This window comes from Mycobacterium sp. TKK-01-0059 (genome assembly GCF_000709305.1).
Taxonomy (GTDB): domain Bacteria; phylum Actinomycetota; class Actinomycetes; order Mycobacteriales; family Mycobacteriaceae; genus Mycobacterium; species Mycobacterium intracellulare.
In genome coordinates, this window is sequence record NZ_KL446993.1 from 2,035,487 (window position 1) to 2,055,980 (window position 20,494).

Consider the following 20,494-nt stretch of genomic DNA (forward strand, 5'->3'; position numbering starts at 1 on the left):
CTGCACGGACATCCCGAACAGGATCATCTCCGCCTGGGGCACAGCCTATCGAGACAAGACCGAAGGGATATTCGCCCGCAACGTCCGGGGTGCGATCTCATCGGGGCCGCTGGTAACGGCCGCGCAGAACGTTCAGGTGAAGGGTCAGGTGCATATGACGCCCAAGCGCGTCGGGTTATACAACCCCGCGTTCGAGCACGACGCGTGCGGGGTAGCCATGGTCGTCGATATGCACGGCCGCCGCAGCCGCGACATCGTCGATAAGGCAATCACCGCGCTGCTCAACCTCGAACATCGGGGTGCCCAGGGCGCCGAGCCGCGCAGCGGCGACGGTGCCGGCATCATGCTTCAGGTTCCCGATGCCTTCCTGCGCGAAGTCGTGGACTTCGAGTTGCCGCCGGCGGGCAGCTACGCCACCGGCATCGCCTTCCTGCCGCAATCGTCCAAGGACGCCGCGACCGCGTGCGCCGCGGTGGAGAAGATCGCCGAAGCCGAGGGCCTGACCGTGCTGGGCTGGCGCAACGTCCCCACCGACGACTCGTCGCTGGGCGCGCTGTCGCGCGACGCCATGCCCACCTTCCGGCAGGTGTTCATGGCGGGGGCGTCCGGTATGACGCTGGAGCGCCGGGCCTACGTGGTCCGCAAGCGCGCCGAGCACGAACTGGGCACCAAGGGCCCGGGCCAAGACGGCCCCGGCCGCGAAACCGTTTACTTCCCGAGCCTTTCGGGTCAGACCCTGGTCTACAAGGGCATGCTGACCACCCCGCAGCTCAAGGCGTTTTACCTTGACCTGCAAGACAATCGGTTGACCAGCGCCCTGGGAATCGTGCACTCGCGGTTCTCCACCAACACTTTTCCGTCGTGGCCGCTGGCGCATCCGTTCCGCCGCGTCGCCCACAACGGTGAGATCAACACCGTCACCGGCAACGAGAACTGGATGCGGGCCCGCGAGGCGTTGATCAAGACCGACGTGTTCGGCTCGGAAGCCGACGTCGAGAAGTTGTTCCCGATCTGCACGCCGGGCGCGTCCGACACCGCGCGCTTCGACGAGGCGCTCGAGCTGCTGCACCTGGGCGGGCGCAGCCTGGCCCACGCCGTGCTGATGATGATTCCCGAGGCGTGGGAGCGCAACGAGTCGATGGACCCCGCGCGCCGCGCGTTCTACCGCTACCACGCCTCGCTGATGGAGCCGTGGGACGGACCGGCGTCGATCACCTTCACCGACGGCACGATCATCGGCGCGGTGCTCGACCGTAATGGCTTGCGCCCCTCGCGGATCTGGGTCACCGAAGACGGTTTGGTGGTGATGGCGTCCGAGGCCGGCGTGCTGGACCTGGACCCGGCCAAGGTGGTGCGCCGGATGCGGCTGCAGCCCGGCCGCATGTTCCTGGTGGACACCGCGCAGGGCCGCATCGTCTCCGACGAGGAGATCAAAGCGGAGCTGGCCGCCGAGCACCCCTACCAGGAGTGGCTGGACAAGAACCTGGTCCCCCTCGACGACCTGCCGCAGGGCCACTACAAGCGGATGCCGCATGACCGACTGGTCAAGCGCCAGCAGACATTTGGCTACACCTACGAGGAACTCAACCTGTTGGTGGCGCCGATGGTGCGCAGCGGCGCCGAGCCGATCGGGTCGATGGGCACCGACACCCCGGTCGCGGTGCTCTCCCAGCGGCCCCGGATGCTCTACGACTACTTCCAGCAGCTGTTCGCGCAGGTGACCAACCCGCCGCTGGACGCCATCCGTGAGGAGGTGGTGACCAGCCTGCAGGGCACCACCGGCGGCGAGCGTGACCTGCTCACCCCGACCGAGCTCTCGTGTCACCAGATCGCGCTGCCGCAGCCGATCCTGCGCAACCGGGAGCTGGCGAAGCTGATCAACCTCAACCCGGACGACGAGGTCAACGGACGCCCGCATGGCATGCGTTCCAAGGTGATTCGCTGCCTGTACCCGGTGGCCGAAGGTGGCGCCGGGCTGGCCGCCGCCCTCGAGGACGTGCGCGCGCAGGCATCGGCGGCGATCGCCGACGGCGCGCGGGTGATCATCCTGTCCGACCGCGAATCCGACGAACTGATGGCGCCCATTCCGTCGCTGCTCGCGGTGGCGGGGGTGCACCACCACCTGGTGCGCGACCGGACACGCACCCACGTGGGTCTGGTGGTGGAGACCGGCGACGCCCGCGAGGTCCACCACATGGCGGCGCTGGTCAGCTTCGGCGCCGCGGCGATCAACCCGTACCTGGCGTTCGAGTCGATCGAGGACATGCTCGACCGGGGCGTGATCGAGGGCATCGACCGCAAGACGGCGCTGAACAACTACATCAAGGCGGCCGGCAAGGGTGTGCTGAAAGTGATGTCCAAGATGGGCATTTCGACGCTCGCCTCCTACACCGGTGCGCAGTTGTTCCAGGCGGTCGGCATCTCCGAGGATGTGCTCAACGAATACTTCACCGGGTTGAGCTGTCCCATCGGCGGGATCACCCTGGACGACATCGCCGCCGACGTCGCCGCCCGCCACGCCCTGGCCTACCTGGACCGGCCGGGCGAACGCGCCCACCGCGAGCTCGAGGTGGGCGGGGAATACCAGTGGCGCCGCGAGGGCGAGTACCACCTGTTCAACCCCGAGACCGTCTTCAAGCTGCAGCACGCCACGCGCACCGGCCAGTACAAGGTGTTCAAGGACTACACCCGCCTGGTCGACGACCAGAGCGAGCGCATGGCGTCCCTGCGCGGCCTGCTCAAGTTCCGCGCCGGTGTGCGGGAACCGATCCCGCTCGAAGAGGTCGAGCCCGCAAGCGAAATCGTCAAACGCTTCTCCACCGGGGCGATGAGCTACGGCTCGATCTCAGCGGAGGCCCACGAGACGCTGGCCATCGCGATGAACCGGCTCGGCGGCCGGTCCAACAGCGGCGAGGGCGGCGAGGACGTCAAGCGCTTCGACCGCGACCCCGACGGGGCCTGGCGGCGCAGCGCGATCAAGCAGGTCGCCTCGGGCCGGTTCGGTGTCACCTCGCACTACCTGACGAACTGCACCGACATCCAGATCAAGATGGCCCAGGGCGCGAAACCCGGTGAGGGAGGCCAGCTTCCGGGGCACAAGGTGTACCCGTGGGTCGCCGAAGTCCGCCATTCCACCCCCGGCGTCGGCCTGATCTCACCGCCGCCGCACCACGACATCTACTCCATCGAGGACCTGGCACAGCTGATCCACGACCTGAAGAACGCCAACCCGGCGGCGCGCGTGCACGTCAAGCTGGTCTCCGAAAACGGCGTCGGCACGGTGGCGGCGGGCGTGTCCAAGGCCCATGCCGACGTGGTCCTGATCTCCGGGCACGACGGCGGCACCGGCGCGACGCCGATGACCTCGATGAAGCACGCCGGGGCGCCGTGGGAGCTGGGGCTGGCCGAGACGCAGCAGACGTTGCTGCTCAACGGGTTACGCGACCGAATCGTGGTCCAGGTCGACGGCCAGCTCAAGACGGGTCGCGACGTGATGATCGCGGCGCTGCTCGGCGCCGAGGAATTCGGCTTCGCCACCGCGCCGCTGGTGGTGTCCGGCTGCATCATGATGCGGGTCTGCCACCTCGACACCTGCCCCGTCGGGGTGGCCACCCAGAACCCGGTGCTGCGCGAACGTTTCACCGGCAAGCCCGAGTTCGTCGAGAACTTCTTCATGTTCATCGCCGAAGAGGTCCGCGAATACATGGCGCAGTTGGGATTCCGCACCCTCAACGAGGCGATCGGCCAGGTCAAGGCACTCGACACCACGCTGGCGCGCGCCCACTGGAAGGCGCACCGGCTCGACCTGGACCCGGTCCTGCACGAGCCGGAATCGGCGTTCATGAACCAGGACCTGTACTGCACCTCGCGTCAGGACCACGGCCTGGACAAGGCACTCGACCAGCAGTTGATCGTGATGAGCCGCGAGGCACTGGATTCCGGTACGCCGGTGCGCTTCTCGACCACGATCAGCAACGTCAACCGCACGGTGGGCACCATGCTCGGCCACGAGGTCACCAAAGCCTATGGCGGTCAAGGGTTGCCGGACGGGACCATCGACATCACCTTCGACGGCTCGGCGGGCAACAGCTTCGGTGCGTTCGTGCCGCGCGGCATCACCCTGCGCGTCTACGGCGACGCCAACGACTACGTCGGCAAGGGTCTGTCCGGTGGCCGGATCGTGGTTCGGCCGTCGGACGACGCCCCGCAGGACTACGTGGCCGAGGACAACATCATCGGCGGCAACGTGATCCTGTTCGGCGCGACCAGCGGTGAGGCGTACCTGCGCGGTGTCGTCGGCGAGCGGTTCGCGGTCCGCAACTCCGGGGCGCACGCCGTCGTCGAGGGCGTCGGGGACCACGGGTGTGAATACATGACCGGCGGCAAGGTCGTCGTCCTCGGTCGCACCGGCCGCAACTTCGCGGCCGGCATGTCCGGCGGGGTGGCGTACATCTACGACCCGCACGGCGAATTGCCAGGAAATCTCAACACGGAGATGGTCGAGCTCGAGAGCTTGGATGAAGATGACAACGAGTGGTTGCACGGCATGATCCAGGCACACGTGGATGCCACCGATTCCGCTGTGGGTCAGCGCATTCTGGGTGACTGGCCACAGGAGCGCCGGCATTTCGCCAAGGTGATGCCGCGCGACTTCAAGCGGGTGCTGCAGGCCATCGCCGACGCGGAACGCGACGGCGCCGATGTCGACAAGGCGATCATGGCGGCCGCCCATGGCTGATCCGAGCGGCTTCCTGAAATACACGCACCGGGAATTGCCGAAGCGCCGGCCGGTCCCGCTGCGGTTGCGCGACTGGCGCGAGGTCTACGAGGATTTCGACAACGAGACCCTGCGCGAGCAGGCGACCCGCTGCATGGACTGCGGTATTCCGTTCTGTCACAACGGTTGTCCGCTGGGCAACCTGATTCCGGAGTGGAATGACCTGGTCCGCAGGGACCAGTGGCAGGCCGCGATCGAACGGCTGCACGCCACCAACAACTTCCCGGACTTCACCGGCCGGCTGTGCCCGGCGCCGTGTGAGCCGGCCTGTGTGCTCGGCATCAACCAGGATCCGGTGACGATCAAGCAGATCGAGCTGGAGATCATCGACAAGGCCTTCGACGAGGGCTGGGTGCGGCCGCTTCCGCCGGAGAAGTTGACCGGGAAAAAGGTCGCCGTGGTCGGTTCCGGACCCGCGGGCCTGGCCGCCGCTCAGCAGCTGACCCGCGCCGGCCACAGCGTCACCGTCTTCGAGCGGGCCGACCGCATCGGCGGATTGCTGCGCTACGGCATCCCGGAATTCAAGATGGAAAAGCGCGTCCTCGACCGCCGGTTGGACCAGATGCGCGCCGAAGGAACCGAGTTCCGGGCGGGGGTCAACGTCGGGGTCGACATCAGCGCCGAACAGCTGCGCTCCGACTTCGACTCGGTGGTGCTGGCCGGCGGTGCGACCGCCTGGCGCGATCTGCCCGTTCCCGGCCGGGAATTGGACGGCATCCACCAGGCGATGGAATTCCTGCCCTGGGGCAACCGGCAAGCGTTGGGTGATCTGGGCGAAGGCGAGGTGGACGCCGACGGGCAACCGCCGCTCACCGCCAAAGGCAAGAAGGTCATCATCATCGGTGGCGGTGACACCGGCGCCGATTGCCTGGGCACCGTGCACCGGCAGGGCGCCACCGAGGTGCACCAGTTCGAGATCATGCCGCGCCCACCGGAGACGCGCGCCCCGTCCACCCCGTGGCCGACCTACCCGCTGATGTACCGGGTCTCCGCGGCGCACGAAGAGGGCGGCGAGCGGGTGTTCTCCGTCAACACCGAGGAGTTCGTCGGCCGGGACGGTCGCGTCACGGCGCTCAAGGCGCACGAGGTCACCATGGAGGGCGGCAAGTTCGTCAAGGTCGACGGCTCCGATTTCGAACTCGAGGCCGACCTGGTGTTGCTGGCGATGGGATTCGTCGGACCCGAGAAGGAGGGCCTGCTCACCGAGCTCGGGGTCAAGCTCACCGAGCGCGGCAACGTCGCGCGCGGCGCCGACTTCGAGACGTCGGTTCCGGGCGTCTTCGTAGCCGGGGACATGGGTCGCGGCCAGTCATTGATCGTTTGGGCGATTGCTGAGGGCAGGGCGGCCGCCGCGGCGGCGGACCGGTTCATGATGGGTTCCACCGCGCTGCCGGCGCCGATCAAGCCCACCGCGGTACCGCTTCAGTAGTAACACCAGTCACACCAGAAACACGCGCTGGTTCGTTCGGCGCGTCTTCCGCAGTTTGCCAGACGGTGGGTGTCTAATAATCTCCTGTGAGCCCGCTCACAGGGGGGTCACACTGTTTCCCGGATGGACGGACCGATTGCAGGAGTGGTTTTTGTGCATATCCACCCAGTACCCCGGACGCGGATGGGGCGAATGGCCTGGTCATGGTTGCGTCACCCGGTAAAAAGTCGCGAGTTCCCCGCCAAGCACGAGCGGCTGGTCACCGCCCAGGATCTACTGCTCTTCGGCGCGTGACCACACTGCCGGCGCGCCTGCGGGCGCCCGGCGGGTTTGCTCCGCGCCCGGCGGCCGGGATTTTCGGCCTGAGCGCCAGGGGCGGGGCCCGAGATCGGGGCTATCCGTCGAGTAACCCCGAATCGCGGATCGCCTCGGCGAGCGGTTCCAGCACGGCGGGGTCGTGCGGCGGGGGCAGGTAGACGATCCCGAGGTCGAGCCCTTCGGCGGCGAGTCCGGCGGCGTCCGCGACGACCTTCCCGTAGTCGAGGTCCGGCTCGAGGCGCAGGTGCGCCGAGAGGGTGATCTCCTTCGGATCGCGGCCGATGTCCGCGCAGTGTGCGGCGAGGACGTCACGCTTGTGGGCGAAAACGTCGGGCGGCCCGCCGACGAAGTTCCAGTGCTGGGCGTAGCGGGCGGTGATCCGCAGCGTGCGCTTCTCGCCGCTGCCGCCGATGCAGATCGGGGGGCGCGGACGCTGCGGGCCCTTGGGCTCGTTGCGGGCACCCTTGAGCTGATAGAACCTGCCGTCAAAGTCGGTGGTCTCCTCGCTGAGCAGGCTGGTCAGCACCTCGCAGGCTTCCTCGAAGCGGTCGAAGCGCTCCTTGATGCTGCCCAGCTCGATGCCGTAGGCACCGGATTCCTCCTCGTTCCAGCCGGCGCCGATCCCCAGCTCGAGGCGCCCGTTGGAAATGATGTCGAGGGCGGCCGCCATGTTGGCCAGCACCGCGGGGTGGCGGTAGTGGATCCCGGTGACCAGGGTGCCCAGCCGCAATCGCGTGGTGGCCTGTGCCAGCGCCGTCAGCGTCGTCCACCCCTCCAGGCAGGGCCCGCTGCTGTCGGAGAAGATCGGGTAGAAGTGGTCGAACGTCCACCCGGATTCGTAGACGTCGATGTCGTCTGCGGCCTGCCAAACGGCCAGCATCTGGGCCCAGGTGGTGTTCTGCGGAGAAGTCTTGAAGGCGAATCGCATGTCAACGACGTTAGTCGGCGTTTATGAAGGGCAACTAAACTCGACCGCGCTATGACTTGCCCTTGTTGCTCCCTGGGAATCGACACCAAGCTCACGCTGCTGGCGGCGGGCCTGATCTTCCTGCTCGCGCTCGTTCTCGGGATCTGGAAATACCGCGGGATGATGACCTCCGAGAATCATCTGGCGCATCCCTACGTCGACATCGCGCATCGCGCGGCGCTGCTGTATTCGTTCGCGACACTGCTGCTCGCGGTCTTCGTGCAACTGAGCGCCTGGCCGGTGTGGGTGAACCTGACGGCCGCCGGCGTCGTCGTCTTCTTCTTCGTGGCGGCCATCGCCGCCTACATCACCCACGGGGCACGGCGCGACACCGTCAACCAATTCGAAAACGCCGACCGCAGCACCGAATTGGCGATGGCCGCGCTGATCGTCGGGGAAATCGGCGGGTTCGGCGTGCTGCTCGCCGGGTTCGTGGTCGGCCAACTGCTGTAACTCGCCGAGGTCTGGCGGGCACACTGGAGTCATGGATCCGGTAGCGGCCCTGCGGCAGATCGCCTACTACAAGGACCGGAGCCGTCACGACCCGAGACGCGTGATGGCCTACCGCAACGCGGCCGACATCATCGAGGGCCTCGACGACGCGGCGCGCGAACGCCACGGCCAGGCCAACAGCTGGCAGTCGCTGCCGGGAATCGGCCCCAAAACCGCCAAGGTCATCGACCAGGCGTGGTCCGGCCGAGAACCCGACCTGCTGGTCGAATTGCGTTCCACCGCAGAAGATCTCGGTGGCGGTGACATTCGTGCCGCGCTGCGCGGCGACCTGCACCTGCACTCCAACTGGTCGGACGGCTCCGCTCCGATCGAGGAGATGATGGCCGCGGCGGCGGCGCTGGGCCACGAATACTGCGCGCTGACCGACCATTCGCCGCGGCTGACCATCGCCAACGGCCTGTCGCCGGAGCGGTTACGCAAGCAGCTCGACGTGATCGACCGGCTGCAGGAGACGTTCGCGCCGATGCGCATCCTCACCGGGATCGAGGTCGACATCCTCGACGACGGCAGCCTGGACCAGGAACCCGAACTGCTGGAACGCCTCGACGTCGTGGTGGCCAGCGTGCACTCCAAGTTGTCGATGGATTCCGCCGCGATGACCCGGCGCATGCTGCGCGCGGTCGAAAACCCGCACGCCGACGTGCTCGGCCACTGCACCGGCCGGCTGGTGTCCGGCAACCGCGGCATCCGGCCGGAATCCAAGTTCGACGCCGAGGCGGTGTTCACGGCGTGCCGCGAGTCCGGCACCGCGGTGGAGATCAACTCCCGGCCGGAGCGGCGCGACCCGCCGACCCGCCTGCTCAACCTGGCGCTGGAGATCGGTTGCGTGTTCAGCATCGACACCGACGCCCACGCCCCCGGCCAGTTGGACTTCCTCGGTTACGGCGCGCAGCGCGCCCTGGACGCGGGCGTTCCCCCCGACCGGATCGTGAACACCTGGCCGGCCGACCGGCTACTGGAGTGGACCGGGTCGAACTGAGACGCCGCTCAGACCCGCACCCGTTCGGCGCGCTCGGGAACCGGTGCGGCGCTGCGGACGGTGCCCTGAAGCAAGTTTGCGGCGCCGACGGTCGCGCAGACCGCGGCCGGGATGAGCAGCGCGTAACCCCCCAACTGAGCCCCGAACATGATCCCGGCCACGCCGCCGCCGAGGAATAACACCAGGGTGGCGGCCAGTATCGCCGTTTTCCAGTTCTTGATTCCGTGTATCCGGCTGCGGCCGAGGATCAGCCCGAGGTCGGTGATGGTTCCGGTGAAGTGCGTGGTGCGGATCGCCATCCCGCGAAAGCTCGATGTCATCCCGTTCTGCAGGCCGAGCGCCGCGGCGGCGAACAGCGCCTGCACCGCGGTCTGCTCGACGCCCAGGGCGTTGATCTGTGCCCTGACGACGGTCTCCGCTCCCCCGGCCGCGGCGAGCACGAGCAAGCCTGCCTCGAGGTACAGCACGGCGGCGTGGCGTGGGCCCGCAAGAGCATCGGTGGGTGCGAGGATCGCCCCGGCTATGGCCGCTCCCATCAGGAAGCCCAGAAAGATTGCGCCGAGCACGTGGCCTTCGTACAGCCACGGGTTGGCCGTGTGCATGCCCAGCTGGGTGGTGATCCCGGTCAGATTGCCGACGGGCACCGCCAAGATCAGCAGCGCCACGGCATTGACGAAGCCCGCGGATAAGGCGAGTAACGCGCTGTAACCGAGCAGGAGACCTTCGCGGGGCAGGCCGGTGTCGCGGGATTGGTGCGGCGGCATCGGGTTCAGTTGCTCACTTTCGAGGTCGGGTTTCCGCCAATCTAACAAGCGGGCCGCCGCACAAGCGGCGTCGCGAGGCTGATTCAAATCAACCTCAAATCATCGAAAAGGCATGTGGCAAAGAGTAATTGAATAACTAGTGAAAACACCGACGACCCGTCAGTCGGGCAAGTGCGGCATCTCGAAGCCCGGATCGCGGCCCAATAGCACCGCGGGCTGCAGCGCCGACTTGCCATAGCGCCGGCGCACCCGGTCGATGGCGGCGTCGATGTCCGCGTCGATGTCATTGCCGGCCGCGCGCCGGTTCGCTTCGCCGAAAGGCAGCGTCAGCTGCTGGGCGCCGCTGCGGTCGATGCCCGACACCGCGAACCCGACCAGCGTCAGGCCGCGCTGCGCGATCAGCGGCGCCGCGCCCGCGACCAGGCGCCGCGCGGCGGCCAGGATGGGTGCCGTGGCCGACGTGGCCCACGGCAGGGTGTGCGAGCGCGTGGCCCTGGTGAAGTCGTCGAAGCGCAGCCGCAGCACCACGGTGCGGCCCGTCCGCCCGGCGGCCCGCATGCGGCCGGTGATGCGGTCGATCAAGTTCACCACCACGGCGTCGATCTCGTTGGGCGACATGGTATTACCGGAGCGGCCCAGGGCTCGCTGGGCACCGACGGAGCGGCGTCGAACGCCGACGGTGACGCGCCGGCGGTCGACATTGCGCGACAGCGCATAGAGTTGGCGGCCCATCGCGCCGCCGACCATCGAGCCCAGCGCCGACTCGCTGAGCTCGGCGACGTCGGCCACGGTCACGATGCCATGCGCATGCAGCTTCTCGGCCGTCACCGCACCCACGCCCCAGAGCCGGCGCACCGGCAGCGGCCGCAAAAACGTCAACTCCTGATCGGGGGGCACCAGCAGCAGTCCGTCGGGCTTGGCCTCCTGGCTGGCGACCTTGGCCAGGAATTTCGTCCGGGCGATCCCGACGGTGATCGGCAGCCCGACCCGCTCGCGCACGTCGGCGCGCAACCGCTCGGCGATCGCCACCGGCGTGCCGCTGACCCGACGCAGCCCGCCGACGTCGAGGAAGGCCTCGTCGACCGACAGCGCCTCCACGATCGGGGTGCAATCGCGGAACACCTCGAAGACGGCGTCGCTGGCGCGGCTGTAGGCGCTCATCCGCGGCGGCACCACCACGGCGGCCGGGCACAACCGCCGCGCCTGCGCCCCGCCCATGGCCGTGCGCACGCCGTCGGCCTTGGCCTCGTAGCTCGCGGCCAGCACCACGCCGCCGCCGACGATCACCGGGCGCCCGCGCAGGGCCGGGTCATCGCGCTGTTCGACGGACGCGTAGAAGGAATCCAGGTCCGCGTGCAGGATGGACGCGTCGCACCGCACGAACATATGTTCGCACGGGGTCACGACAAACCCGTTTCAGCAGGCCTCGCCGTACACGCTGCTGACCCAGATGTGCACCAGCGTGTCGAGCAGTTGCTCGCTGGGCACCGACGGTCGTCCGCCGGCGAACGCGCTGAGCATGACCTTTTCGTTGAGCAAGTTCAGTGCCGCGGACAGGTTGCGCGCCGGCAGTGTCACCGGCGCGGCGCCCCGCGCGCGCTCGGCTTCGATCACGGTGGTGATGTGGTCGACCCATTTCTGCATGAAGCGTGACCACAGCTCGCCGACGTCCTTGTTGGTGCGCGCGGCATCGGCGGCCAGCGACACCGCGCGATGCGTGCCGAAGGTCTCGACAAACACGTTGATCCCGATGCGCCACAACGCTTTCAGGTCGGCGGGCGGGCTGGCGACCAGCGACTCCAGCGCGGAGTCTGCCTCCATGATCACCCGCTCGAACAGGGTGAACAGCACCGCGTCCTTGGACGGGAAATAGAAGTAGAACGTCGGCCGGGACAGCCCGGCCCCCTTGGCGAGGTCGTCGACGGAGATGTCGGCGAGCGGGCGTTCCTGCAGCAACCGTTCGGCGGTGCTCAAAATGGCCAGTTCGCGGTCGTCGCCGGACGGGCGCGCCGAGCGCCTGCCCCGGTGGGTGCGGGCGGAACCGACGGTAGTCACGGCCGCTACTTTACACGGCGTCGAGAGTTTCGACACGGTGTTGACCGATTCAACACGGTGTTGATAACGTGGCCGTATGACTGAGCAACTTGACGTCCTCATCGTGGGCGCCGGCATCTCCGGTGTGAGCGCGGCCTGGCACCTGCAGGAACGCTGCCCGACCAAGAGCTACGCCATCCTCGAGCGCCGCGCCGACCTCGGCGGCACCTGGGACCTCTTCAAGTACCCGGGCATCCGATCGGACTCGGACATGTTCACCCTCGGCTTCCGGTTCAAGCCCTGGCGTTCGGCGAAGTCGATCGCCGACGGCGCGTCGATCAAGGCCTACATCAGGGAGGCCGCGGTCGAGAACCGGATCGAGCCGCACATCCGCTACAACCACCGGGTGGTGGCCGCCGACTGGTCCGACGTCGACAACCGCTGGACGCTGACGGTCGAGAACGACGGCCGCACCAGCGAGATGACCTGTTCGTTCCTGTTCGCCTGCACCGGTTACTACAACTACGACGAGGGGTTCTCGCCCACCTTCGAAGGCTCCGACGACTTCGGGGGCACCATCGTGCATCCGCAGCACTGGCCGGAGGACCTGGACTACGCGGGCAAGCGGATCGTCGTCATCGGATCCGGCGCGACCGCGATCACCCTGATCCCCGCCCTGGTGAACTCCGGTGCCGGCCACGTCACGATGCTGCAGCGCTCGCCGACCTACATCGGGTCGCTGCCCGGCGTCGACCCCTTCGCCGAGAAGGCCAACCGCCTGCTGCCCGAGCACCTCGCGCACATGGCCAACCGCTGGAAAGCCATCGCGTTCAGCACTTTCCAGTACCAGCTGTCCCGCAAGGCCCCGGCCTACATGCGCAAGACGTTGATGACCATGGCGCAGCGACGGCTGCCGCAGGGCTACGACGTCGAGAAGCACTTCGGGCCGCGCTACAACGTCTGGGACGAACGGCTGTGCCTGGCGCCCGACGGCGACTTCTTCCGGACCATCCGGCACGGCAAGGCCGACGTCGTCACCGACACGATCGACCGGTTCACCAAGACCGGCATCAAGCTCACCTCGGGTGAGGAGTTGGCGGCCGACATCATCATCACCGCAACGGGATTGAACATGCAGTTGCTGGGCGGGGTGAAGCCGACCCGCAACGGCGAGGACATCGACCTGACCTCGCTGATGACCTACAAGGGCCTGATGTTCTCCGGCGTGCCGAATTTCGCCATCACCTTCGGCTACACCAACGCGTCCTGGACGCTGAAGGCCGACCTGGTCTCCGAATTCGTCTGCCGACTGCTGAACTACATGGATGCCAAGGGTTTTGACTTCGTGGAGCCGCAGCATCCGGGCAACGACGTGGACGAGCTGCCGTTCATGGACTTCACTCCCGGCTACTTCCGGCGGTCGATGCACCTGCTGCCCAAGTCGGGATCGCGGGCGCCGTGGCGACTCAAGCAGAACTACTTCTTCGACATGCGCACCATCCGGCGCGGCAAGGTCGACGACGAGGGCTTGAAGTTCGCGAAAAAGCCTGCGCCGGTAGCGGTTTAGGGGACTGTGGCGACGACGACGATCCCGTCGTCGTCGCTGTAGGCGATCTCACCGGGCACGAACGTCACACCGCCCAGGGTGATTTCGACATCTCGTTCGCCGGCGCCGGTCTTGGTGCTCTTGCGCGGATTGGTGCCCAGCGCCTTGATGCCGATGTCCATGCCCCGCAACGCGGCGGAGTCCCGCACCGCGCCGTTGATGATGAGCCCGGCCCAGCCGTTGGACCGCGCGAGCTCGGCGATGACGTCGCCCACCAGCGCGGTGTGCAGCGAGCCTGCGCCGTCGATCACCAATATCCCGCCGTCACCGGGCTCCGAGAGCACCGACTTCAGCAGCGCGTTGTCTTCAAAGCAGCGCACGGTACTGATCGGGCCGGCGAACTCGGCTCGCCCGCCGAGCTGGCGGAATTGGGTGTCGCAGCTGCGCACGTCGGGGCCGATGCTGTCGACGAGGTCGGCGGTCGGCCGGAATGGCACCGTCACTTCTGACATGTAAACGCCCGCGCCCTCAGCGACGGCGCAGCTGGCGGATGAGCAGGATGGCCAGCAGGCTGACGGCCACCGCGACGATCAGCGGCACCGGGGATTGGCCCACCGCGGAGCCCGGGACGGCGGGAGAGACCGGGTTGTTGGCGGCTTCCACGGTGGACTTCGCCTGTGCGGCAGCGTCTTTGGCGGCGGCCGTGAGGTCGCCATTGGTTTCGGCCCGCTGCTGCACGCCGGCCGGCGGCCCGGGTGGCCCCGGGGGTGCGGGTTCGGCGTTCTTGGCCGGCGCCTTTTTCGCGGGCGCTTTCTTGGCGGGCGCCTTTTTGGCGGGGGCCTTCTTCGCAGGTGCCTTCTTGGCCGGCGCCTTCGCGGTCTTTTTCGCCGCCTTGGCGGGCGGTTTCTTCTCCGGCGGAGTGCCGGCGCCGTCGGGCGCGCTGTTGGTGGGGTCCTGCGGGTCTGCCATGCGGCCGCTCCTTGAGCTTCCTCTGTCGTCGTTTCCCTAGCTCAGGGATCTCGACCCCATCATGCCAGCACGTGTGACGGCGCCTCGATCACCGCCTGTGCCGCACCGCCCACCAGGCGCCGCCCGCGACGAGCGCCAACGCGGCCGCGACGAACGGCCAGACGGGGACGTCACCGCCGCCGCCGGCAACCGGCGGCCCGGGCGTGCCGGTGCCGGACACCGTGAGCTGGAACGACCAGGACCCGGACACCACGTGGCCGTCCGCGGAGGTCACCCGGTAGTTCACCGTGTACGTGCCGGACGGTCCCAGTGGACGCAGGGCGATGCTGACCATCGCGCCGGCCACGGTGGGCTCGCCGGCGGACCACACGTTGCCGTCCGGGCCGACCACCGTCATCGCGGCGAACGTGGTCTGCAACTGCTCGTTGAAGGTCGCGCTGACCCGCTGCGGGGCGGAGGCCAGCACCGCGTTGGCCGCGGGGTCGGTGGCGATCCGCGTGGCGTGCGCCGACGACACCGGCGCGGTGAGCGTGGCCATCGCGAACATGGCGCTCAGGCACGCGCCGAACGCCAGCCGTTTCACGGGCGGCGGCGGATCAACGCGATCGCGACGCCCAGCGCCGCGACCACCAGCGCGGCGCCGCCCAACAACCGCGCGGTGTTGTCGGCCGCGTGGGGCCGCGCCGGTTCGGTCGCTTGATCGGGCGTCCCATGGTGGTGGTGTGACCCCGCCGGCCCGGTGGCAAGGGTGAGCATGGGTGCCGGGCGTTCGGGCTCGCCGCCGTCGGGCAGCGGCGCCTGATCCCACTTCACGACGGTCCCGTCGGCGTAGGACTGCGTGGCCGGGAAGCTGACGGTGTCGGTGTCGGGCAACTTCACGGACAACCGGAACAGCGCGAATTGGTCTGCGGCGATCCCCCCGCCGGGGGCGGCCGTCCATGTCACCGAGCGGACGGCACCGGACGCCGCGTCGCGGTCGAGCCTGGCCGTCCAGCCCGGCATGCTTTCGGTGCGCGCCGAGGCGACGCCGGGCAGGGCGACGGTCAAGGCGGTGGTGGCGGCCCCGACGTTCGATTCGTTGGGCACCTGGAAGGTGACCAGGGCCATGGCGCCGCGCACCGGATTGTCGCTGCTGGCGTGGACGTGCGCCGACGCCGTCGGCGACTGCAGCGCCGACCCGAGGGCCAGGACGACGACCGCGCCGGCCGCGATCAGGATGCGCGGGATCCACCTGCCGTGGATTGACATGGGAGGAGATTGCCTTTCGTGGGGTCGGTCAGCTCAACCCGAGGCGGGCCATCAGATCGGCCTCGATGCCTTCGAGCTGCGACGTGATCGCGGCGTGGGCTGCCCGGCGGCGCGCGGCGGGCAGATTCTCCGCGGCGGTGACGGCCGCCGATAGATCGGTGAGCCGCTCGGTGATGGCGGCCACGAACGCCTTCGTCTCGGCGTCCTTGGGCTTCTTGTCCTGCACCGACCGCAACGACCTCTCGGCCCCCGCGATGCGGGCCGACAGCTGGGCGCCGGGGCCGGAGAACTGGCCGATCTGAGCCAGCGGGATCCCGAGCCGGTCCGCGCGGCGCTGATCGATCAGCGCGCGCGCCGAGACGGCCAACCGGTAGATCACCGGGGTGAGGATCGGTGCGAGCAGCCGCGAGACCGTCAGCACGCGGCGGATCCGGGTCGGGGAGAAGATCTTGCCCTCCCGCGCCGCCTTGAGTTGGGCCTCAGCGACTTTGAGCGCGTTGCGGTCGCTGTCGCGCTGCGCCTTGATCTGGGCCCTGAGCGCCTTGTTCTCCGCCCGTTGGGCGGACTTGGCGCGCCGCACCTCGTTTTTCGCGGCCAGCTTGGCCTCGAGCTTCGCGCGGGCCTTGATGGCGCGGGCTTCAGCGCGACGCGTCGCGCGGCTCTTTCGCTTGCCGAACAGGGACATTCCCGGCCGCCTCCCGGTATCTCGCTGGCAATCGTCGTCTAACGCTCTCGCGTTCGCGATCCGTTTGCCAACCCTAATCGGAATGGGCGGGCGCCAGCCCCCCAGGGCTGGCCGGGGCCGCTAGGCGTCCAGGTGCTCCGCGCGGCGCAGCTCGTTGACGCGCTCCATGACCTCGCGCTGGGCCTCGGGGGAGAGCTCGGCCGTGCGCATCGCGATGCGGCGCACGTTGTCGTCGCGCGCCGTGGCCAGCCACGACAATTCCTTGTCGAGCTTCTCGTAGTACTCGTCGTCGGTGAAGTAGGCCGGCTTGATGCGGAAGAAGTTGGCCAGGGCGGCCATCGTCGCCGAGGACGGGTTGGTGCGGTTGCCGGAACGCAACTGCGACAAGTAGGGAGCCGACATCGTTATGCCCTCCGCCTTGAGCGCCGCGATCACTTCCGCGGAGGTGTGCGCACCGCGTCCAGGCGGATACACCGTGTCGAACAGGCGGTTCAGGCGAGCAGCGAACGTCGTGCTCATTGATATGACCTCCACTGGGCTGTAGAAGCGAACTATTACCTAGGTGTATTTGCTGATCATGGTAGCGAGGCTTGGTAAGGGTAACCAGGTGCAAACCCCGAAGGATTCCCGAGCGGCACAGCCGACGCTCACCAACTCCCCACTTGACGAGCGTCTAACTGATTCGCTGAGGTGTCCACCAAATCCATGGAACTCACAGGTTATCCGCAGGATCGGACACCCGTCCCGAAGTGGCGGGCCGGACGCCTCGTGGGGGCCGTTGCGAGCACCCGCGCCGTGCTGGGCGATTGCACCGCAACGGACCGGCAAGCTGGCCCGATCCGGTACGCCATTTGCTGCCGGTCCCGAAACCTAGCCATCGAGGGCGCGCCGCAACCCGCCGGCCGCATGGTGGACACCGATGGTCGAGGGGCCGTTAACTTAGTGGGCGCCGTCGGGGGCGCGGTCATCCACGACCGGTCCACCGCTGACCGCCGCCCGACGTGACGGTCGCCAGAGCGGTCCGGTCGCGTGATTCCCGCGGGCGCGAAGCGCCTCCTCGCGGCCGGGAAGGCGAATCGCCATTCGCGCGCCGCCGCGTTCTCGCTAGGCGGCGAGCAGCATCGCCAAAATCGCCGTGTCGGGATGGCTGATCGGATCGACGCCGACACGGCTCACCATCGACGTGATGGTGCCGTCGGCTTCTGCCTCCACCCAGGCCGCCCGGTGTTCCAGGCCGAGATAGGGCAACCCGGGCAGCAATACGCATCCCGATGCCGCCCCCGTGCATTCGGGCAGCGACGGCGTCGTTTCCGACGGCGGATGCAGCATGAGTAGCGCGGGGGGCTGATGGTCGGCGAAATAGCCTGGCTGGATTGCCGATTCACCAAAGACCGTGCCCTCGGCCAGCACCAGGCCGACCGTGTCCGGTTCGGGTTCGTCGGGCAGTTCTTCGCGGGCGCCGAACACCGTTGTGGTGGAGAGCAACCCGGGCAACGACGCGATCCGGACCGCGACCATGAGCAGCTGGGCCCATTCTTTCGTCGAATCGGGCCAACGGCCGGAGATCAGGAACCCCTTCAGGGACCCACGAGAATGGAACGGGGAGACCCCGATCGGTCGATCCGACCCAGTTTCCATCTCCGACCTCCGCGCGACGCCTCCGTTGGGAATAACCACACTGGTAGTCCGAATAATTAAGAATGCCTGCGGATTAGGCGCCGTGCAACACGACACGGTCAGCGTCGCGGATCTTCAGATCGACCCCTCCGGGGCCGCACAAACGACTGGGGCGCCGCGCAGTCCGCGCGACGCCCCCGCCGATCGAAATAAAAGTCAGCCGAAAATCAGGCCCTGGGTTTTCGAGGTCGCCGCGGCGTAGCGCTTCTGCACGTCGGCCCAGTTGACGACGTTCCAGAACGCCTTGACGTAGTCCGCCTTGACGTTCTTGTACTGCAGGTAAAAAGCGTGCTCCCACATGTCGACCTGCAGCAGCGGAATGATGCCCAGCGGCACGTTGGCCTGCTGGTCGTAGAGCTGGAAGGTCAGCAGCCGGTTGCCGAGGGTGTCGTAGCCCAGCACCGCCCAGCCTGACCCCTGCAGGCCGTTGGCGGCCGCGCTGAACTGCGCGCGGAACCGGTCGAAGGATCCGAAGGCGTCATCGATCGCGGCGGCCAATTCGCCGGTCGGCTTGTCGCCGCCGTCCGGCGACAGGTTCTTCCACCAGATGGAGTGGTTGACGTGGCCGCCCAGGTGAAAGGCCAGGTTCTTTTCGTTCAGGAAGATCGCAGCGTGATCTTCGTTGGCACGGGCCTCTTCGAGCTTGGACAGAGCGTCGTTCACGCCTTTGACGTAGGTGGCGTGGTGCTTACTGTGGTGGATCTCGTTGATCTGACCTGAGATGTGCGGTTCCAACGCTGCGTAGTCCCAGTCCAAGTCGGGCAGGGTGTATTCAGCCACGGCGTTCCTTTCTTCGATTATCGTCTTGACGCTCAGTCACGGGGCGCCTTGCGGCGGCCGACCGTTATCAACCCTGCTCCATGAGCGCGCGCACCGCAAGAATGACCCCTCTGAGCCGCAGGGCGGATACCCGCTCGGGGTCAGTTCAGAACAAGACGATGACCGCGAGCACGGCCAGTAAGGCCAGTGCGATCAGTCCGGCGCGCAGCGCCGCGATGGTGTAGCTGTGATTCCACGCGGGCGAGCCGCAATACGACTTCGACGCGGCCGGTGAACCCGGACCGAACGAATGCGTGGCCATCAATCGCCTTCCACCCCCCGGTGCACCTCACGGTGAGTGAGGTGAGTCACAAACACTTACGAGAACGCGATCATAGCGCTTTGCGGCGAAGTTGAAAAAATAGCGCCCTGAGCTGCGGGTTAGCGAGGACCGGGACGTGGGTGATTGCAAGACGTCGGGACGGGAAACGGGGCGGCGTGGGCGCCGCCGCGCCGATGCTTAGCGGGGCAATCCATTTCGCTCACACGGGCGCCTTGGACTGTTTAAGACACGCGTGCAACACCGCGATGTTATCCACAGTTACACCACAGTTCGGCGCCAGAGGCAGTAGCGATGGTTCTCTGTACCCCGGGGGCCTATGTGGATAAACCTGTGGAAACTGTGGATAGTCCGCGGCGGCCGATTACGTTGCCCACGCCCCCTCGAGCGCCGCTCCTCAGCGCCCCGCGTTCCGCGGCGCGCATGGTCGCGGCGCTAGTCTGGTCCGGTGATCCAGGTGTGCTCCCAGTGCGGCACCCGCTGGAACGTGCGCGACCGGCAACGCGAGTGGTGTCCCCGCTGCCGCGGCGCCCTCATGGCGCCCCAGTCCCCGCCCGCCGACCCGCGATGGGCCTCTGCGGGCGCCCCGCCGCCGGCCGGACCCCAGCGGTCTCCGGGGTGGCAGCGCACCCCACCACGGCTGCCGCCCGGCTATCGCTGGATCGCGGTGCGTCCCGGCGCCGCGCCGCCCGCCCGACACGCCCGGCGCCCCCTCGGGCCCACGCCGCGCTACACGGTGATACCGCGTTGGAGTTTGGCGGACCGCGTCGAGCAGGCACCCGCCGCCGCAGCGCCCGGGGCGCCGGGGCCGACGGGGCAGGTCATCCGCACCACCTCATTCGTGAGCGTGCTGGTCCTCAGCATCGCCGCCCTGGTTTACGTCGTCCGCTATGTGCTGCTGGTCATCAACCGGAACACCCTGCTGAATTCGTGGGTCGCCCTCGCGGCCGACTGGCTGGGCGTGCTCGCCAGCGTGGGCGCGGGCGCGGCGGTGATCGCGTCGGGCGTGCTCCTGATCCGTTGGCTGATCGCGCGGCGTGCCGCCGCGTTCGCCCATCACGGGCTGCCGGAGCCGCGCTCGCCGCGGGCACTGTGGGCCGGCTGCGTCGTGCCGCTGGCCAATCTCTTGTGGGCTCCGGTCTACGTGATCGAGCTGGCCCTGCTCGAAGACCACTGGGCGCGGCTACGCGGACCCGTCCTGCAGTGGTGGACCGCGTGGGTCTGCAGCTACGCCGTCTCCATCGCGGCCATCGTGACCAGCTTCGCCACCGACGCGCAGGGCATCGCCAACAACACCGTCCTGATGGTCGTCGCCTACCTGCTCGCGGCCGCCACCCTGGCCGCCGCGACCCGCATTTTCGAGGGCTTCCATCGCAAACCCGTCGCGCGTCCCGCGCACCGCTGGGTCATGGTTCCCGACGACGGCGCCCCCGCACCGGCTTCGGCCGGCCCAGTTGAGTTAGAGGGGCAGGAACCGGCAGCATAGGGA

The 20,494-nt window shown here is 68.0% G+C and carries 19 protein-coding genes; 6 read left to right on the forward strand and 13 right to left on the reverse strand.

Going from position 1 to position 20,494, the window contains the following annotated elements; all coding sequences use genetic code 11:
• Positions 1–154: 154 nt before the first annotated feature.
• Positions 155–4,738 (forward strand): glutamate synthase large subunit, encoded by a 4,584-nt coding sequence (gltB, locus tag K883_RS09845; protein ID WP_036454321.1) that lies wholly within the window; start codon positions 155–157, stop codon positions 4,736–4,738.
• Positions 4,731–6,206, forward strand: coding sequence for a glutamate synthase subunit beta (locus K883_RS09850; protein ID WP_020821318.1), 1,476 nt, complete (start codon positions 4,731–4,733; stop codon positions 6,204–6,206). Before gltB ends, K883_RS09850 begins: the two co-directional genes overlap by 8 nt.
• 394 nt (positions 6,207–6,600) lie before the next feature.
• On the opposite strand, the gene K883_RS09855 is transcribed toward K883_RS09850, so the two are convergent.
• Positions 6,601–7,452, reverse strand: coding sequence for an LLM class F420-dependent oxidoreductase (locus K883_RS09855; RefSeq protein WP_020821320.1), 852 nt, complete (start codon positions 7,450–7,452; stop codon positions 6,601–6,603).
• Between the two features lie 51 nt (positions 7,453–7,503).
• Here K883_RS09855 and K883_RS09860 point away from each other — a divergent pair, with 51 nt between their 5' ends.
• Positions 7,504–7,944 (forward strand): hypothetical protein, encoded by a 441-nt coding sequence (locus K883_RS09860; RefSeq protein ID WP_008262917.1) that lies wholly within the window; start codon positions 7,504–7,506, stop codon positions 7,942–7,944.
• Between the two features lie 31 nt (positions 7,945–7,975).
• Positions 7,976–8,983, forward strand: a complete 1,008-nt coding sequence (locus K883_RS09865) for a PHP domain-containing protein (RefSeq protein ID WP_009956993.1) — start codon at positions 7,976–7,978, stop codon at positions 8,981–8,983.
• 8 nt (positions 8,984–8,991) lie between these two features.
• Here K883_RS09865 and K883_RS09870 read toward each other — a convergent pair whose 3' ends face one another.
• The 3 genes from K883_RS09870 to K883_RS09880 form a co-directional block, all read right to left on the reverse strand.
• Positions 8,992–9,747, reverse strand: a complete 756-nt coding sequence (locus tag K883_RS09870) for a YoaK family protein (protein WP_036454323.1) — start codon at positions 9,745–9,747, stop codon at positions 8,992–8,994.
• Positions 9,748–9,906: 159 nt separating this feature from the next.
• Positions 9,907–11,133 (reverse strand): DNA polymerase IV, encoded by a 1,227-nt coding sequence (gene dinB, locus K883_RS09875; RefSeq protein ID WP_020821323.1) that lies wholly within the window; start codon positions 11,131–11,133, stop codon positions 9,907–9,909.
• 30 nt (positions 11,134–11,163) lie between these two features.
• A complete protein-coding gene (locus K883_RS09880) occupies positions 11,164–11,802 on the reverse strand; it encodes a TetR/AcrR family transcriptional regulator (RefSeq protein ID WP_020821324.1) in 639 nt (212 codons plus the stop codon).
• Between the two features lie 76 nt (positions 11,803–11,878).
• On the opposite strand from K883_RS09880, the gene K883_RS09885 reads away from it, so the two are divergent.
• Positions 11,879–13,348, forward strand: coding sequence for a flavin-containing monooxygenase (locus K883_RS09885; protein ID WP_036454326.1), 1,470 nt, complete (start codon positions 11,879–11,881; stop codon positions 13,346–13,348).
• Here the strand turns inward: K883_RS09885 and rraA are convergent.
• The 9 genes from rraA to K883_RS27885 form a co-directional block, all read right to left on the reverse strand.
• Positions 13,345–13,830 (reverse strand): ribonuclease E activity regulator RraA, encoded by a 486-nt coding sequence (gene rraA / locus K883_RS09890; protein ID WP_008262937.1) that lies wholly within the window; start codon positions 13,828–13,830, stop codon positions 13,345–13,347. The genes K883_RS09885 and rraA overlap by 4 nt on opposite strands.
• A gap of 25 nt (positions 13,831–13,855) precedes the next feature.
• On the reverse strand, positions 13,856–14,296 hold the full coding sequence (locus K883_RS09895; RefSeq protein WP_008262940.1) for an Rv3852 family protein: 441 nt from the start codon (positions 14,294–14,296) through the stop codon (positions 13,856–13,858).
• Between the two features lie 88 nt (positions 14,297–14,384).
• Positions 14,385–14,879, reverse strand: a complete 495-nt coding sequence (locus K883_RS09900) for a copper resistance CopC family protein (protein WP_020821326.1) — start codon at positions 14,877–14,879, stop codon at positions 14,385–14,387.
• Complete coding sequence (locus tag K883_RS09905; protein ID WP_020821327.1) at positions 14,876–15,544, reverse strand: YcnI family copper-binding membrane protein; 669 nt, start codon at positions 15,542–15,544, stop codon at positions 14,876–14,878. Before K883_RS09905 ends, K883_RS09900 begins: the two co-directional genes overlap by 4 nt.
• A gap of 28 nt (positions 15,545–15,572) precedes the next feature.
• Entirely contained in the window at positions 15,573–16,229 is a 657-nt protein-coding gene (locus K883_RS09910) for a DUF6474 family protein (RefSeq protein ID WP_036454328.1), read from the reverse strand.
• A gap of 120 nt (positions 16,230–16,349) precedes the next feature.
• Positions 16,350–16,748 (reverse strand): secretion protein EspR, encoded by a 399-nt coding sequence (locus tag K883_RS09915; RefSeq protein WP_008262950.1) that lies wholly within the window; start codon positions 16,746–16,748, stop codon positions 16,350–16,352.
• 585 nt (positions 16,749–17,333) lie between these two features.
• Complete coding sequence (locus tag K883_RS09920) at positions 17,334–17,867, reverse strand: hypothetical protein (RefSeq protein ID WP_008262953.1); 534 nt, start codon at positions 17,865–17,867, stop codon at positions 17,334–17,336.
• 195 nt (positions 17,868–18,062) lie between these two features.
• Complete coding sequence (locus K883_RS09925) at positions 18,063–18,686, reverse strand: superoxide dismutase (protein WP_007771867.1); 624 nt, start codon at positions 18,684–18,686, stop codon at positions 18,063–18,065.
• A 145-nt stretch (positions 18,687–18,831) separates the two neighbouring features.
• The gene (locus tag K883_RS27885; RefSeq protein ID WP_008262955.1) at positions 18,832–18,987 is read right to left on the reverse strand and encodes a hypothetical protein; all 156 of its coding nucleotides are present in this window, start codon (positions 18,985–18,987) and stop codon (positions 18,832–18,834) included.
• A 466-nt stretch (positions 18,988–19,453) separates the two neighbouring features.
• Between K883_RS27885 and K883_RS09930 the strand changes: the two genes are divergently transcribed.
• A complete protein-coding gene (locus K883_RS09930) occupies positions 19,454–20,491 on the forward strand; it encodes a DUF4328 domain-containing protein (protein ID WP_193375013.1) in 1,038 nt (345 codons plus the stop codon).
• Positions 20,492–20,494: the final 3 nt, after the last annotated feature.

Excerpts from the sequence above, each read along its gene's own strand:
- gltB (WP_036454321.1), top strand. The coding sequence starts at position 155 with ATGACGCCCAAGCGCGTCGGGTTATACAACCCCGCGTTCGAGCACGAC.
- K883_RS09850 (WP_020821318.1), top strand. The coding sequence starts at position 4,731 with ATGGCTGATCCGAGCGGCTTCCTGAAATACACGCACCGGGAATTGCCG.
- K883_RS09855 (WP_020821320.1), bottom strand. The coding sequence starts at position 7,452 with ATGCGATTCGCCTTCAAGACTTCTCCGCAGAACACCACCTGGGCCCAG.
- K883_RS09860 (WP_008262917.1), top strand. The coding sequence starts at position 7,504 with ATGACTTGCCCTTGTTGCTCCCTGGGAATCGACACCAAGCTCACGCTG.
- K883_RS09865 (WP_009956993.1), top strand. The coding sequence starts at position 7,976 with ATGGATCCGGTAGCGGCCCTGCGGCAGATCGCCTACTACAAGGACCGG.
- K883_RS09870 (WP_036454323.1), bottom strand. The coding sequence starts at position 9,747 with ATGCCGCCGCACCAATCCCGCGACACCGGCCTGCCCCGCGAAGGTCTC.
- dinB (WP_020821323.1), bottom strand. The coding sequence starts at position 11,133 with ATGTTCGTGCGGTGCGACGCGTCCATCCTGCACGCGGACCTGGATTCC.
- K883_RS09885 (WP_036454326.1), top strand. The coding sequence starts at position 11,879 with ATGACTGAGCAACTTGACGTCCTCATCGTGGGCGCCGGCATCTCCGGT.
- K883_RS09895 (WP_008262940.1), bottom strand. The coding sequence starts at position 14,296 with ATGGCAGACCCGCAGGACCCCACCAACAGCGCGCCCGACGGCGCCGGC.
- K883_RS09905 (WP_020821327.1), bottom strand. The coding sequence starts at position 15,544 with ATGTCAATCCACGGCAGGTGGATCCCGCGCATCCTGATCGCGGCCGGC.
- K883_RS09910 (WP_036454328.1), bottom strand. The coding sequence starts at position 16,229 with ATGTCCCTGTTCGGCAAGCGAAAGAGCCGCGCGACGCGTCGCGCTGAA.
- K883_RS09915 (WP_008262950.1), bottom strand. The coding sequence starts at position 16,748 with ATGAGCACGACGTTCGCTGCTCGCCTGAACCGCCTGTTCGACACGGTG.
- K883_RS09920 (WP_008262953.1), bottom strand. The coding sequence starts at position 17,867 with ATGGAAACTGGGTCGGATCGACCGATCGGGGTCTCCCCGTTCCATTCT.
- K883_RS27885 (WP_008262955.1), bottom strand. The coding sequence starts at position 18,987 with ATGGCCACGCATTCGTTCGGTCCGGGTTCACCGGCCGCGTCGAAGTCG.